Genomic DNA, 14,182 nt, shown 5'->3' with positions numbered 1-14,182 from the left:
TTGGATAATTTTGATATGTATAAACTAGCTAAAGTATTACTCGTTATTTCTGCTTTAACATTTATAGCAGGTATTGCATACTTAATATTTTTATAAGGAGGAATTTTCTTGATAAATACAAATGTTGAAAACCACGTTCTTTATATACAATTAAATCATGGCCCGGTAAATGCTTTAAATGAGGCAGTATTAAATAGCATTATTGAAGCAATTGAAACAGAAGGATTCGATGAAGATGTGAAAGTCATCGTTATAAAGGGTAATGAAAAATGTTTCTCTGCAGGTGCAGATATTAAATCATTCCCAGAACTAACTAAACATGAAAGATTAGATTTAGCTTCTACAAGTGCTAAATTATTTAGATTGATTAAGACATGTCATAAGCCAGTTATTAGTTCAATTCATGGTGTTTGTTTAGGCGGTGGCTTTGAACTTGCTTTAGCATGTGATATGAGATTAATCACGAAAGATACAAAAGTAGGATTACCTGAAATTAATTTAGGTATATTCCCAGGCTTTGGTGGTGTTAGACGATTATCAGCTATGGTAGGTCAACATAAAGCATTACAAGCTGCGTTAACAGGTGAGAATATCAATTTAGATGAAGTTAAACATTTATTTAATGAAATAGTAGAAGATAAAGAAGCACTAGAACAGGCTACTGAAAAATTAGCTAATACTATCGCTTCTAAATCTTTAGACTCTATTAAAGTCATCAAGCAAATGTCTAATTTAGATTTATCATTAGAAAGTGATCAAATTGAAGAAAGACATTTCGTTGATATTATTGAAAGTGACAATGCAAAAGAAGGTATTGATGCATTTATGAACAAAAGAAAACCTGAATTTAAGTGATTGCTAATATAGTTCATATCAAGTACAATACACTTTGAGCAAACAACATGCATTGCAAAATAAAGCGTGCTATACTCTCATTATCATAAGTTAACAAGGAGGATTTTTCCAATGGCATTATTAAAAGCAACAGATGCAAATTTCGATGAACAAATCAAAGAAGGCGTTAGTTTAGTGGACTTCTGGGCACCATGGTGTGGACCTTGTAAAATGATCGCGCCAGTATTAGAAGATTTAGCTAAAGACGTTGAAGGTAAAGCTAACATCGTTAAATTAGACGTAGATGAAAACCAAGCAACAGCAGCTAAATATGAAGTTATGAGTATCCCAACTTTAATCGTATTTAAAGATGGCGAAGCTGTAGATAAAGTAGTAGGTTTCCAACCTAAAGAACAACTAGAACAAGTATTATCTAAACATTATTAATCGTTATAACCTATGATTAATCCAAACTGTCTACAAAGCATATGACTTTGTAGGCAGTTTTTGTGTGATGATAGATATTTATATAGAACGTATGTTTTGGTCAATGTAAATTTTATTGATATAATGAATTTAAAAAGGTAGGTGATAAAGGTGGAAGACTACCAAAAGAAAATTAAGCAAAAACTTGATGTATTACCAACGGAGCCTGGATGTTACATCATGAAAGATAGACAACAAACGGTTATATATGTTGGAAAAGCTAAACGATTAAGAAACAGAGTTCGCAGCTATTTCACAGGTGCACATGATGAAAAGACAACTCGGCTCGTAGGTGAGATTAGAGATTTTGAATTTATCGTGACTTCAAGTGAAATAGAATCTTTATTACTTGAACTTAATTTAATCAAAAAACATCAGCCACGCTACAATATATTATTAAAAGATGACAAAAGTTATCCATTTATAAAAATTACAAAAGAAAAACACCCTAGACTTATCGTGACGAGAACTGTAAAAAAAGATTCGGGTAAATACTTCGGACCATACCCAAATGCTTATGCTGCACATGAAACGAAAAAATTACTAGATAGAATTTATCCATTAAGAAAATGTGTCACAATGCCAAATAAAGTATGCCTGTATTATCATATTGGACAATGTTTAGGACCTTGTGTATATCCAGTCGAACAAAGTCAGTATCAAACGATGATTAAAGAAATTACTGATTTTCTAAATGGCGATGACAAAACGATTGTCAATGATTTGAACGAGAAGATGAATCAAGCGAGTGAAGCATTGAAGTTTGAGGAAGCAAAAGAATACCGTGATTTAATACAACATATTGAAATGTTAAATTATAAACAAAATATGATGTCAGCGGACATGACGATGAGAGATATATTTGGCTATTCTGTAGATAAAGGGTGGATGTGTATTCAAGTATTCTTTATTAGACAAGGCAAACTAATTGAAAGACAAGCATCTATGATACCCATTATTCAAACAGCAGAAGAAGAATTCTATACATTTATCGGTCAATTCTATTCTTTAAACCAACATTTAACACCAAAAGAAATTCATATCCCGAAGAATTTAGATATAAAAACAGTTGAATCAGTTGTTGATTCAAGAGTGATTCAGCCTAAAAGAGGTCAGAAGAAAGAAATGGTGGATCTTGCTATAAAAAATGCGAGCATCTCACTTAAAAATAAATTCGAATTAATTGCGAAAGATGAATCTAGAACTGTCAAAGCTATCGAGAACTTAGGTGAGGCAATGGGTATTCAAACACCGATTAGAATTGAAGCATTTGATAATTCTAATATTCAAGGTGTGGATCCAGTCTCTGTTATGATTGCTTTTGTGGATGGTAAACCAAGTAAAAAAGACTATCGTAAATATAAAATTAAATCCGTTAAAGGGCCAGATGATTACAAGTCTATGCAAGAAGCAGTTCGAAGAAGATACACAAGAGTATTAAAAGAAGGTCTACCAATACCTGATTTGATTATTGTCGATGGTGGTAAAGGTCATATGTCTTCAGTTAGAGATGTATTAGAAAATGAACTAGGACTTGATATACCCATTGCAGGGCTAAGTAAAAATGATAAACACCAAACCTCAGAATTATTGTATGGATTACAAGCTGAAATTATACCACTAAAGAAAAATTCACAAGAATTCTATTTACTTCAACGAATTCAAGATGAAGTACACCGATTTGCAATTAGTTTCCATAGATCAACACGACAAAAAACAACACTTAAGTCAGCTTTAGATGAAATAGAAGGTATTGGACCAAAACGTAAACAAACCTTATTAAAACATTTCGGTTCAATTAAAAAAATGCGAGAAGCACATTTAGAGGATTTTGTGAAAATTGGTGTTCCTAAAAAGGTTGCTCAAAACCTAGTAGATAAGCTTAGTAAATAAATGGTAAAATTACAACAAAAAATCTATATATTTGGGTGTGAGAATAATTCTCATGCCCAAATTCATACTTAATGATGTTACAATATACATGTAAATGCTCATCGAATTTTTTTTGGGATGTATGTAATCGTTTTCAGATTATTATGTTCTTAATATAACGATAGGGCCATAGATTAAAGTTAGGGGGGACTTCTTTTGGCGTCAAGCGAAAAACAGTTTATTTTACGTCGTATTCATTCATTATTAGGTGTAATTCCTATAGGAATATTCTTAATTCAGCATTTGGTTATTAACCATTTTGCAACGATAAGTCCAGAGGCTTTTAATAAAGCATCAGATTTTATGTGGAACTTACCATTTAAAATTGTATTAGAAGTTGTAGTTATTTATATTCCTATACTATTCCACGCTATTTATGGATTATACATAGCGTTTACAGCTAAAGAAAACGTAGGAAGACATTCACTATTTAGAAACTGGATGTTCTTATTACAACGTATAACTGGTATCATATCATTTATTTTCATAGCTGTTCATGTATATCAAACACGTATTCAAGCTGCATTAGGACATCACGTTGACTTTGATATGGTTTCAGATATTTTATCTAATCCAATTTCTGTAACGCTTTATGTTATTGGTGTATTAAGTGTTATATTCCATTTCTCAAATGGTTTATGGTCATTCTTCATCACTTGGGGAATTACACAATCACCAAAATCACAACGTATTATGACTTATGTGACTTTATTTGTATTTATCGTAATTAGTATCATTGGCTTAAGAGCTATTTTTGCATTCGTATAGGATTTATACTTTTTAGGGGAGTGACAATTTTTATGGCAAACAACAAAATCATTGTTGTCGGTGGTGGTTTAGCTGGACTAATGGCAACTATTAAAGCTGCTGAACAAGGTGCACAAGTTGATTTATTCTCATTAGTTCCTGTTAAACGTTCACACTCTGTTTGTGCTCAAGGTGGTATTAATGGAGCTGTCAATACTAAAGGTGAAGGTGACTCTGTTGACATTCACTTCGATGACACAGTGTATGGTGGAGATTTCCTTGCTAACCAAACACCTGTAAAAAATATGACTGCAGCAGCACCTAGTATCATACATTTATTAGACAGAATGGGTGTTATGTTTAACCGTACACCAGAAGGTCTTTTAGATTTCCGTCGATTCGGTGGTACTTTGTATCATAGAACTGCATTCGCAGGTGCAACAACTGGACAACAATTATTATATGCATTAGACGAACAAGTTAGAAGTTTCGAAGTAAAAGGTTTAGTTACGAAATATGAAGGTTGGGAATTTTTAGGGATAGTTAAAGATGAGGAAGATGCTGCACGCGGTATTGTCGCTCAAAACTTAACTAACTCTAAAATCGAATCATTTGGTTCAGATGCTGTTATTATGGCAACAGGTGGACCAGGTATCATATTTGGTAAATCTACAAACTCAATGATTAATACAGGTTCAGCAGCCTCAGTTGTTTATCAACAAGGTGCTAAATATGCAAATGGTGAGTTTATTCAAATTCATCCAACTGCAATTCCTGGTGATGATAAATTAAGATTAATGAGTGAATCAGCTCGTGGTGAAGGTGGACGTATTTGGACGTATAAAGACGGGAAACCTTGGTATTTCTTAGAAGAAAAATATCCTGATTATGGTAACTTAGTACCTCGTGATATTGCGACTCGTGAAATATTCGATGTTTGTGTGAACCAAAAACTTGGTATCAACGGTGAAAACATGGTTTACCTTGATTTATCACATAAAGATGCACATGAGTTAGATGTTAAGCTTGGTGGTATAATAGAAATATATGAAAAATTCACTGGTGACGACCCTCGTAAAGTCCCAATGAAAATTTTCCCAGCAGTTCATTATTCAATGGGCGGTATCTGGGTAGACTTTGATCAAATGACGAATATTAAAGGTTTATTCGCTGCTGGTGAATGTGACTATTCACAACACGGTGGTAATAGATTAGGTGCAAACTCATTATTATCAGCTATTTATGGTGGTATGGTTGCAGGACCAAATGCGGTTAAATATGTTAAAGATATCGAAAGATCATATACAGAAATAGATGAAGAAATTTTCCAAAAACGCATAAATGAAGAACAAGAAAAATTCGATCATTTATTACAACTTAAAGGTACAGAAAATGCATATAAGTTACACAAAGAATTAGGAGAAATTATGACTGCCAATGTTACAGTTGTTCGTCATAATGATAAACTTCTAGAAACAGATAAGAAAATTGTTGAGTTGATGGAAAGATATCAAAATATTGATATGGAAGATACATCTACTTGGAGTAACCAAGCTGTATTCTTTACGCGTCAATTATGGAATATGTTAGTACTAGCAAGAGTTATTACGATTGGTGCTTATAATCGTAACGAATCACGTGGTGCGCATTACAAACCAGAATTCCCAGACCGTAATGATGAAGAGTGGTTAAAAACAACGATTGCTCAATATAGAGGACCTAAAGAAGCACCAGAATTTTCATATGAAGAAGTGGATATTAGTCACATTAAACCTCGTAAACGTGATTACTCTAAGAAATCTAAAGGAGGTAAATAATTATGGTAGACACTCAAACAGTTGAAAACAATGCACAAGGTCAAAACCAAGAAAACAAAACGATTTCTATCATTATCAAACGTCAAGAAAATGATAAATCTCAACCTTATGAAGAAAAATTTGAAATTCCATATAGACCAAATATGAACGTTATTGCAGCTTTAATGGAAATCCAAAGAAATCCGATTAAGTCAAATGGTGAGAAGACGACACCAGTAACTTGGGATATGAACTGTCTTGAAGAAGTTTGTGGTGCATGTTCTATGGTTATTAACGGAAAAGCACGTCAATCATGTTCAGCTATTATTGATCAATTGGAACAACCAATTAAACTTGAACCAATGAAGACCTTCCCAGTTATTCGTGATTTACAAGTTGACCGTTCTCGTATGTTCGATAACTTGAAAAAAGTTAAAGCATGGGTACCAATTGATGGTACTTATGACTTAGGACCAGGGCCACGTATGCCTGAGAAGAAACGTCAAACAGCATATGAACTTTCTAAATGTATGACATGTGGTGTGTGTTTAGAAGTTTGTCCGAACGTAAACGTGAATAATAATTTCATGGGTGCTCAAGCAATTTCTCAAGTTCGTTTATTCAACTTGCATCCAACTGGAAGCATGACTAAAGATGAACGTATTAAAGCACTGATGTCTGATGGTGGTATACAAGAATGTGGTAGTTCTCAAAACTGTGTAAATGCTTGTCCAAAAGGTATTCCTTTAACAACATCAATCGCAGCGATGAACAGAGAAGCTACTTTCCAAATGTTTAAATCATTCTTCGGTTCAGATCACGAAGTAAACTAATAAAGATATGAATAAGAGGGAGCGGGACAGAAATCTAATTTGTATAAAAAGATTTCGTAGTCTCGCCCCGGCAAGGATGACTAGTGTTGAAAAAAAGCTTGGTACAAACGTATTTCGGGTTCAGTCAGCTACTGCCAAAATACTATAAGAGGCTGGGGCATAATTTTATGTCTTGGCCTTTTATTTGTTTATTTATATAACATAAAGACCAATTCATTAACTGCATATAAGGGTATGTGTTATTATTATTAATATAAGTTTGATGAGAAAAGAGGTACAAACAACTATGGAAGAAATTACAAAACAGATTGAATATTCGTTAAGACATATAGTAGAAAGAACGAAATTAAAATCAAGAGGGCAGTTAAAGGTTTATGATATAACACCGCCTCAATTTATTGCTTTACAATGGCTCAATGAGCATGATCAAATTACAATTGGTGAGTTATCTAAACGTTTGTTTTTAGCATATTCTACAACAACAGATATTGTAGATAAACTTGAGAAAAAAGAACTCGTTCAACGTATTCAATCTGAGAAAGATAAAAGAGTATTCCACGTCAAGTTGTTAGAAAAAGGCACGGCACTTATTGACGAAGTTGTTCAAGCGAGACAAATTTATACTGAAGATCTTCTATCTATAATGGAAGATGAAGATAAAATAAAGTTTAAAGAAGCGTTAGAAATTATGTTAAAAAGAATGCGAAGTGAAGATGAATGAATAAACCAATTGGCGTAATCGACTCAGGGATTGGTGGTTTAACAGTTGCTAAAGAAATCATGCGACAATTGCCAAATGAGACGATATTTTATTTAGGTGATATTGGAAGGTGTCCATATGGCCCGAGAACAAGAGAAGAAGTTAAATCATTTACAATTCAATTAGCTAACTTTTTAGTTGAAAAAGATATTAAAATGTTAGTCATCGCATGTAACACAGCTACTGCGGTTGCTTTGAAACCTTTACAAGAAATGTTATCAATACCCGTGATTGGTGTTATTGATCCGGGTTCAAGAACAGCAATTATGACGACTAAAAATAATCGCGTACTTGTTCTAGGTACTGAAGGGACAATTAAATCTGAAGCATATAGACGAAGTATCAAATCTATTAATCCTCAAGTAGAAGTTAAAGGCGTTGCTTGTCCGGGATTCGTTCCTTTAGTTGAACAAATGAGATATAAAGATCCGACGATTACGAGTATTGTTATCCATCAAACTCTTAAACAGTGGCGATATGATGATTCTGATACAGTTATATTAGGATGTACACATTATCCATTATTATACGATGCGATTCATCAATATTTTGATGATGGCAAGACAATCATATCTTCAGGTTTAGAAACAGCAAGAGAAGTAAGTGCATTATTGACTTTTAGTAATGAGCATTCATATTATACACCAAATCCGAAACATCAATTTTTTGCAAATGGTGATGTTGAACATATCACGAGAACGATAAAAGAATGGCTACATATAGCAGATGCTCAAGTTGAACGAATAACATTGTAAGGAGAGATAAATATGAAAGATATTATTATTGCATCAAACAATCAAGGAAAGATAAATGACTTTAAAACAATTTTTCCAAAAGCAAATGTTATAGGTATTTCTGAAATTGCACCAGATTTTGATGTAGAAGAAACGGGTACAACATTCGAAGAGAATGCGATTTTGAAAGCAGAAGCGGCTTCAAAACAATTAAATAAAATCGTTATTGCAGATGATAGTGGACTATCTGTAAAAGCTTTAAATGGTGAGCCAGGTATTTATTCAGCAAGATATGCAGGTACACAAAAAAATGATCAAGATAATATAGAAAAATTATTAACAAACTTAAAGGGTATAGAAGATAGAGCAGCAGAATTTGTTTGTGCAATTGCTGTAAGTGAGCCTGGAAAAGAAACTGTTACATATGTAGGTAAAGCACCTGGTGAAATAATAGATGAACCACGAGGCGAAAACGGATTTGGCTATGACCCGATTTTCTTCGTACCTTCACAAGACAGAACGATGGCAGAATTAACTGCTGCAGAAAAAAGTGCAATCAGTCACCGTGGAAATGCAATTAAATTAATGAATGAAGATATAGGGGAGCGATTCCAATGAAATGGGTAATTGTTAGCGATAATCATGGCGAACAAGGCATACTTCATGAAATATACGAAAAAAATAAAGACGCAGACTTATTTTTACATCTAGGTGATTCTGAATTCGACTATAACGATACAGAACTAAGTTTGTATCAAAGAGTTAAAGGAAATTGTGATTTCGATCCACAATTTCCAATAGAAGAACAAGGTGAAATAGAAGGTATTGGCTATTTCTATACACATGGTCATAGATATGATATTAAAGCATCTAGAGAAGTATTAAGTGCCCATGCAAAAAATAATCATGCTAAATTTGCATTTTATGGACATAGTCATGTTGCATTATGTGAGACAATAGATGGCGTTTATTGTATCAACCCAGGAAGCATCTCTCAAACAAGAGGACAATGGGAAGAAACATATGCAATCATCGAATTCGATGAAGCATTAATTAATGCAACTTTAACATATTTAAATAGAAATAATGAAGAAATAGAAAAATTATCATTAGCAATTTAAATTTAAATTTTGCAAAACAAAAATGGCAAATAGATTTTATTTATTGAGATATTCTTACGAATATCTCAATTTTATTAAAAATTTAGAATAAACTTTCAATTAAACAAAAATTGTTTTATAATTATGAATGTCGTTAATTTTATGTAAAAACTAATAAGTTATCATACATAGGAGGGGTAGAAATGGGCAGAACACACGTTACATCAGTTATTAATGATGATGAGTTTTGTATAAACAAAAACGAATATAACGACTTACATAAGAACGAAAACATATATGTATTAACAGCAAACGGACTTGTACATGCGAGTGTTATAGAAATATTTGAAGATAAATCTTTGTGTAAAGCCGAAAAAGCCAATACAGTTAAAGTTAATGACATTGTAATCACCGAATAAAAGTAAAACAAAATAACTAAACGTGTAATAATACTTCGAAAGCGATTTAATAAACCTTTTTCTTTTTAAAAAGTATTGATAAATCAGTATCTATTCGATATAATTATTCTTGTGTTGAAAATGTCCTGGTAGCTCAGCTGGATAGAGCAACGGCCTTCTAAGCCGTCGGTCGGGGGTTCGAATCCCTCCCAGGACGTAAATTACCAATATCCCGTTGTATCTGGTGTTCAAAAACCTTGATATGACGGGGTTTCTTTATATATGGTTGTACCCTGTTATATGTGGTATTTGAACTTTTACGCCAACGTAACGCCAACGAGATTATAAAATTGATAAAGCTTTTATTGCTTTTTTATTCTCTTCTTCAAAACTTTCTTCAAGTAAATGTGAGTATACTTCTAATGTCACTTTTATATTTTTATGACCTAATCTTTTCGAAATATAATGTATCGAAACATTCTTTGATAATAGATATGAACAATGTGTATGTCTAATTGCATGAGTAGTTATTTGTTTGATACCTAATAGGTCACAGTATCCTTTTAAAGCTTTGTTTACTGCATTGGTACTAATACCATTACTAAATACATATCCGTCCATTGCAACTGGTCTTTGTTCTAATACTTTATAAATATGGTCCATGTCTTGTTTTGATACTTCAACAGTTCTAGGTGATGTTGTTGTTTTCTGTTCATTAATATAAATAGTTCTTTTAAATCTATCTAAGTATTCATACTTCAAATTAATAGCGCCAGATATTCTACAACCTGTAACGACCATAATGAATAATACTAATGATGAGTCAGTGTATTTTGTTTTCAACTCTTTCTTTAGATCAGAATATTGTTTCAATGTAATATATTTATCTTCCTCTTGCTGTGATTCATTTTTGCCGACATACTTAATTTTATAAGTGAAATTCTTTTTGAGTATACCTTCATATATAGCATCATCTATTGAACTTCTTATCTTTCCGTTTAATTTTCTAACTGATTCGTCTGTATGTGTTTTAGCAAATTCATTTATAAATTTTTGGTACATCAATTTAGTGATGTCTTTTAAAGGTGTATTACCTATAGAATGGTTTTTTAAGTGGTTCATAATTGTTGTGTAAGAAACATAAGTTCTTTCGCTAACATTTGGTTCTTTATAAGTTTCTGACCATTGTTTGAAATAATCGTATAAAGTTATATTGTTATCGAATTGAAAACCGTCTATTAAATCATTTTTTGCTTTAGTTTCTGCTTCGACTGCTTCGCGTTTTGTTGCAAAGCCCTGTTTTCTATATCGTTTTCCTTCATGACCGAAATAATATCCCCAATTACCACTACAGTATTTTTTTATAGACATATATATCACTCCTTATAAGAAAACCTCACGAGGTGTGAGGTGTGTTATTTATTCATCAATATCTAATAATATAGTTTTAATACCACACACCTATTGCTAAAAATAATCAGCGTGCTGGTAGGGTAAAATTAAAAAATATGTTATAATCATTAAAAAAATAGGGGTGATTTGATGTTTAATGTCGTTAAAAATAGAATTAAACAAATTAATAGACAACGTACTGATATGTCAAAATCACATCATGAAAGATACATTGAAACACAGAAAAAAATTAGAGAACATGAACAAGGATATACAAAAAAATCAGATGTTCAAAAACATGTAGAAAAAGAACTATCTAGGCACTTTCGAGAATTCTAATCCAATAGGTTGAATAATCTCGAAAGTGTCGTTTTCTTTTAGGTTTAATATTGAAGATAAAAAAATCATTAGCATACCTTGTGTTCCTTTCGAAAGAAATTCTTCTTTATCAAATTCTGAGTGTTGAAAATCAGTTACTGTATGAAGTGCTGCTGTTCTACTTATCTTTCTACCAAAACCTTTTAGTTGTACTTCATTAGCTAAGGATAATGTTTCTCCAGGTATACGAAGATTTTCACGTTCTCCAATCAATATACTGTTCCCTTTATTTAAAATAATTTTATCCCCTAAGACAGTTGCTAAGTGTTTACTCATTTCATTAAATGTTTTTAATAAAGACATATTGCTAAAGTGTTCATAAAATCGTTCTAATTCATGGATATTTTGAAAATGACGTGGTTTTTTATTTGATCCAGGATTTTCAAGGTATTTACTAGCACTTTTGAATTTATCTTCTAAAGATTTGATACTTGGTAATTCAAAGCGATTGTCAACATAAGGCATTTGTCTTAGTAGATCAGTATCAAAAATTTTAGATGATGTATATATATCTAATACGCTATAATTGTCATCAATTTCAACAAAATCAAATTGATTACTATCTTTTATTTGGTGTATGTCCCCTGTTTGTTTTAATTCATCATAAACTTTATTATAAAGAAAATCATCATAAGCTTTTTTTACACCTAATTTAAATGTTTCGTTATTCAAAAATTCAATAGATTTACCTTCGCGTGTGGTACTTTCATTTAATCCATTTACATTAGTACTACTGATACCTAGCTTTACAGAATTACTTTTTTTATCGTCGCTACCATAATTATCAGTGATATTATCACCGGTCTGTTTAGCTTTCTCATCTATAATTTCTAATATATTACCTTCAAATAATTGTGCTGAGATACTAGATATTGAATCAGTATCTAAATAAACAAAATCTTTCATTCTACATTGCTCCTTTGTTTAAAATTATATAAGTTAAGATTTGTTAGAATGGTTAACCCTACTTAAAAATCCTTTGACTAGCAACCACTTTACCAACAATTTTTACTTCATCTTGTGAATTATACACTTGTGGGTAATGATTGGGATTATTTGATTCGGGTATTAGCATGACTTGATCGCCGTTATATCTAATTCTTTTAACAGTTGCATTGTATCCATTCACCATTACGACTCCCAATTGTCCATTTTCTACAACGGAATCTTTTTCGACCACAACAATATCACCATCTTGAAAAATTTTATCCATACTGTCACCAATTACTTTTAAAGCAAATTTTTCTTTATTAGAATTCGTTTTATCTGTAGCAAAATAAATGTAGTCGATTAAATTTTCTTCTGAATATAAAGGTAGTCCAGCAGATATTTTTGAAACGACAGGTATTTTCTTGACTGGCATAGTTTCTACGACAGGTTGTTCTTTTTGAAATAAATCTGTCGGAGTTACACCGAGAGCTTCGCAATAATTTAGTATATCTAATTCATCTAATCCCCGAGTTCCATTTTCATGTGATGAAATAGTATTTTGTTTATAACCAGTTAATTTACTTAAATCCGTTTGAGTTAATTTTTTTTGTTTTCTTAGTTCTTTTATCCTTTTTCCTATTACGTTTTTGCTCATTTAGTATCACTCCTTGAGATAAATATAGCACATATATAATAAGGAAACAATAATAAATATTACAAAATGTGATAATAAAGCATTGAAAAACATCACGATACGTGATATATTGTATTTGCAATCAACGAAGGAGGTGTTAAGCAAATGACAGCGACAGATAAAAAGAAAGTACTTAGAGAAAGGTACTTAAAGCCCAAAACTAAGTTACGTAAGCTTAGATTATCTGAAGAATTCACTACCGAATATGTAGCAAGCTTAATAGGTTTACAACGTAGACAATATGAGCAAAAAGAACAAGGTAAGTATCCTTTCAATGATTATGAAATGGAAATTTTAGCAAGTACCTTTGATGTAAGTGTTGAAGATATTTTTTTTAAATATTAATATCACATTTTGTGATAAAAGGAGGATTAACCAATGCAAGATTTACAAGTATTTCAAAATTCACAATTCGGGAATTTAGAAATTTTAACCGTCGAAGGTAAAGAATGGTTTCCTGCAATAAAAGTTGCTGAAATATTAGGATATACCAATCCAAGAAAAGCAATAAGAGACCACACAAAAGAAAAGGGGGTAACAATTCGTTCCGTCCTTTCAAATGGAGGTACTCAAAAGAAAAAATTTATCGACGAAGGTAACTTATACAGATTAATTACAAAATCTAAACTACCACAAGCAGAGCAATTTGAAGAATGGGTTTTTGAAGAAGTTTTACCAGCAATCAGAAAACATGGGATATATGCTACTGACAGTGTGATTGAACAAACGATACAAAACCCAGATTACATTATTACAGTATTAAAAGAATTTAAAAAAGAGAAAGAACAGAGAATGTTACTTCAACAACAAGTAGGCGAATTGAAACCTAAAGCTGACTACTATGACCAAATACTCAAAAGTAAAAAGCTTATCACTGTAAATGCTATAGCTAAAGATTATGGTATGTCAGCTCAAACTTTAAACAAAGTATTGCATGATTTAAAAGTTCAATTTAAACAATCTGGGCAGTGGTTATTGTATGCGAAGTATCACGATAAAGGTTATACGCATTCTGAACCACATAGATATGTAAAAAAAGATGGTACAGAAGATTTTAGTTTGCATACAAAATGGACGCAAAAAGGTCGTATTTTCTTATATAACTTACTGAAAGAAAATGGCATATTACCAACAATTGAAAAGCAAAACCAACCAACTTAAAGGAGGA

The 14,182-nt window shown here is 31.9% G+C and carries 17 protein-coding genes and 1 tRNA gene; 15 read left to right on the top strand and 3 right to left on the bottom strand.

Annotated features, from left to right (window positions below; translation table 11 throughout):
- Positions 1-108: 108 nt before the first annotated feature.
- The 12 genes from LQ694_RS13255 to LQ694_RS13200 all read left to right on the top strand — a co-directional run bounded on the left by LQ694_RS13255 (position 109) and on the right by LQ694_RS13200 (position 9,837).
- Positions 109-855, top strand: a complete 747-nt coding sequence (locus tag LQ694_RS13255) for an enoyl-CoA hydratase/isomerase family protein (protein ID WP_048542307.1) — start codon at positions 109-111, stop codon at positions 853-855.
- A gap of 111 nt (positions 856-966) precedes the next feature.
- Positions 967-1,281, top strand: coding sequence for a thioredoxin (gene trxA / locus LQ694_RS13250; RefSeq protein ID WP_025904628.1), 315 nt, complete (start codon positions 967-969; stop codon positions 1,279-1,281).
- A 150-nt stretch (positions 1,282-1,431) separates the two neighbouring features.
- Positions 1,432-3,213, top strand: coding sequence for an excinuclease ABC subunit UvrC (gene uvrC / locus LQ694_RS13245; protein ID WP_048542309.1), 1,782 nt, complete (start codon positions 1,432-1,434; stop codon positions 3,211-3,213).
- Between the two features lie 195 nt (positions 3,214-3,408).
- Complete coding sequence (locus LQ694_RS13240) at positions 3,409-4,020, top strand: succinate dehydrogenase cytochrome b558 subunit (protein ID WP_048542311.1); 612 nt, start codon at positions 3,409-3,411, stop codon at positions 4,018-4,020.
- Between the two features lie 32 nt (positions 4,021-4,052).
- On the top strand, positions 4,053-5,816 hold the full coding sequence (sdhA, locus tag LQ694_RS13235; protein WP_231493025.1) for a succinate dehydrogenase flavoprotein subunit: 1,764 nt from the start codon (positions 4,053-4,055) through the stop codon (positions 5,814-5,816).
- 2 nt (positions 5,817-5,818) lie between these two features.
- On the top strand, positions 5,819-6,628 hold the full coding sequence (gene sdhB / locus LQ694_RS13230) for a succinate dehydrogenase iron-sulfur subunit (protein ID WP_196968177.1): 810 nt from the start codon (positions 5,819-5,821) through the stop codon (positions 6,626-6,628).
- Between the two features lie 286 nt (positions 6,629-6,914).
- On the top strand, positions 6,915-7,349 hold the full coding sequence (locus tag LQ694_RS13225; RefSeq protein WP_049319315.1) for a MarR family winged helix-turn-helix transcriptional regulator: 435 nt from the start codon (positions 6,915-6,917) through the stop codon (positions 7,347-7,349).
- Positions 7,346-8,143 (top strand): glutamate racemase, encoded by a 798-nt coding sequence (racE, locus tag LQ694_RS13220; protein WP_049319314.1) that lies wholly within the window; start codon positions 7,346-7,348, stop codon positions 8,141-8,143. Before LQ694_RS13225 ends, racE begins: the two co-directional genes overlap by 4 nt.
- 12 nt (positions 8,144-8,155) lie before the next feature.
- Positions 8,156-8,740 (top strand): XTP/dITP diphosphatase, encoded by a 585-nt coding sequence (locus LQ694_RS13215; RefSeq protein ID WP_048542319.1) that lies wholly within the window; start codon positions 8,156-8,158, stop codon positions 8,738-8,740.
- On the top strand, positions 8,737-9,243 hold the full coding sequence (locus tag LQ694_RS13210; RefSeq protein ID WP_049319312.1) for a metallophosphoesterase family protein: 507 nt from the start codon (positions 8,737-8,739) through the stop codon (positions 9,241-9,243). Before LQ694_RS13215 ends, LQ694_RS13210 begins: the two co-directional genes overlap by 4 nt.
- A gap of 182 nt (positions 9,244-9,425) precedes the next feature.
- A complete protein-coding gene (locus LQ694_RS13205) occupies positions 9,426-9,641 on the top strand; it encodes a hypothetical protein (RefSeq protein ID WP_037587508.1) in 216 nt (71 codons plus the stop codon).
- 122 nt (positions 9,642-9,763) lie between these two features.
- Positions 9,764-9,837, top strand: a tRNA-Arg gene (locus tag LQ694_RS13200).
- Between the two features lie 125 nt (positions 9,838-9,962).
- Here the strand turns inward: LQ694_RS13200 and LQ694_RS13195 are convergent.
- Positions 9,963-10,991 (bottom strand): tyrosine-type recombinase/integrase, encoded by a 1,029-nt coding sequence (locus LQ694_RS13195; RefSeq protein ID WP_048542323.1) that lies wholly within the window; start codon positions 10,989-10,991, stop codon positions 9,963-9,965.
- Between the two features lie 171 nt (positions 10,992-11,162).
- On the opposite strand from LQ694_RS13195, the gene LQ694_RS13190 reads away from it, so the two are divergent.
- Positions 11,163-11,351 (top strand): hypothetical protein, encoded by a 189-nt coding sequence (locus LQ694_RS13190; protein ID WP_048542325.1) that lies wholly within the window; start codon positions 11,163-11,165, stop codon positions 11,349-11,351.
- Here LQ694_RS13190 and LQ694_RS13185 read toward each other — a convergent pair.
- Both LQ694_RS13185 and LQ694_RS13180 read right to left on the bottom strand, forming a co-directional pair.
- Entirely contained in the window at positions 11,325-12,296 is a 972-nt protein-coding gene (locus LQ694_RS13185; RefSeq protein WP_048542327.1) for a DUF6414 family protein, read from the bottom strand. The two genes, LQ694_RS13190 and LQ694_RS13185, sit on opposite strands and share 27 nt — an antisense overlap.
- Positions 12,297-12,354: 58 nt before the next feature.
- On the bottom strand, positions 12,355-12,975 hold the full coding sequence (locus LQ694_RS13180) for a LexA family protein (protein WP_048542328.1): 621 nt from the start codon (positions 12,973-12,975) through the stop codon (positions 12,355-12,357).
- 144 nt (positions 12,976-13,119) lie between these two features.
- On the opposite strand from LQ694_RS13180, the gene LQ694_RS13175 reads away from it, so the two are divergent.
- Together LQ694_RS13175 and LQ694_RS13170 are read left to right on the top strand one after the other, a co-directional pair.
- Positions 13,120-13,359: a helix-turn-helix transcriptional regulator gene (locus LQ694_RS13175; RefSeq protein WP_048542330.1), complete on the top strand. Its 240-nt coding sequence runs from the start codon at positions 13,120-13,122 to the stop codon at positions 13,357-13,359.
- Positions 13,360-13,392: 33 nt separating this feature from the next.
- Positions 13,393-14,175 (top strand): phage antirepressor, encoded by a 783-nt coding sequence (locus LQ694_RS13170; RefSeq protein WP_048542332.1) that lies wholly within the window; start codon positions 13,393-13,395, stop codon positions 14,173-14,175.
- Positions 14,176-14,182 lie beyond the last annotated feature (7 nt).

This window comes from Mammaliicoccus sp. P-M58, assembly GCF_022386165.1.
Classification (GTDB): domain Bacteria; phylum Bacillota; class Bacilli; order Staphylococcales; family Staphylococcaceae; genus Mammaliicoccus; species Mammaliicoccus sciuri.
This window is presented reverse-complemented; position numbering and strand designations above follow the sequence as displayed.

What these genes read in the sequence shown, in the direction of transcription:
- trxA (WP_025904628.1), top strand. Translation starts at nt 967, where the DNA reads ATGGCATTATTAAAAGCAACAGATGCAAATTTCGATGAACAAATCAAA.
- sdhA (WP_231493025.1), top strand. Translation starts at nt 4,053, where the DNA reads ATGGCAAACAACAAAATCATTGTTGTCGGTGGTGGTTTAGCTGGACTA.
- sdhB (WP_196968177.1), top strand. Translation starts at nt 5,819, where the DNA reads ATGGTAGACACTCAAACAGTTGAAAACAATGCACAAGGTCAAAACCAA.
- LQ694_RS13225 (WP_049319315.1), top strand. Translation starts at nt 6,915, where the DNA reads ATGGAAGAAATTACAAAACAGATTGAATATTCGTTAAGACATATAGTA.
- racE (WP_049319314.1), top strand. Translation starts at nt 7,346, where the DNA reads ATGAATAAACCAATTGGCGTAATCGACTCAGGGATTGGTGGTTTAACA.
- LQ694_RS13215 (WP_048542319.1), top strand. Translation starts at nt 8,156, where the DNA reads ATGAAAGATATTATTATTGCATCAAACAATCAAGGAAAGATAAATGAC.
- LQ694_RS13210 (WP_049319312.1), top strand. Translation starts at nt 8,737, where the DNA reads ATGAAATGGGTAATTGTTAGCGATAATCATGGCGAACAAGGCATACTT.
- LQ694_RS13205 (WP_037587508.1), top strand. Translation starts at nt 9,426, where the DNA reads ATGGGCAGAACACACGTTACATCAGTTATTAATGATGATGAGTTTTGT.
- LQ694_RS13195 (WP_048542323.1), bottom strand. Translation starts at nt 10,991, where the DNA reads ATGTCTATAAAAAAATACTGTAGTGGTAATTGGGGATATTATTTCGGT.
- LQ694_RS13190 (WP_048542325.1), top strand. Translation starts at nt 11,163, where the DNA reads ATGTTTAATGTCGTTAAAAATAGAATTAAACAAATTAATAGACAACGT.
- LQ694_RS13185 (WP_048542327.1), bottom strand. Translation starts at nt 12,296, where the DNA reads ATGAAAGATTTTGTTTATTTAGATACTGATTCAATATCTAGTATCTCA.
- LQ694_RS13180 (WP_048542328.1), bottom strand. Translation starts at nt 12,975, where the DNA reads ATGAGCAAAAACGTAATAGGAAAAAGGATAAAAGAACTAAGAAAACAA.
- LQ694_RS13175 (WP_048542330.1), top strand. Translation starts at nt 13,120, where the DNA reads ATGACAGCGACAGATAAAAAGAAAGTACTTAGAGAAAGGTACTTAAAG.
- LQ694_RS13170 (WP_048542332.1), top strand. Translation starts at nt 13,393, where the DNA reads ATGCAAGATTTACAAGTATTTCAAAATTCACAATTCGGGAATTTAGAA.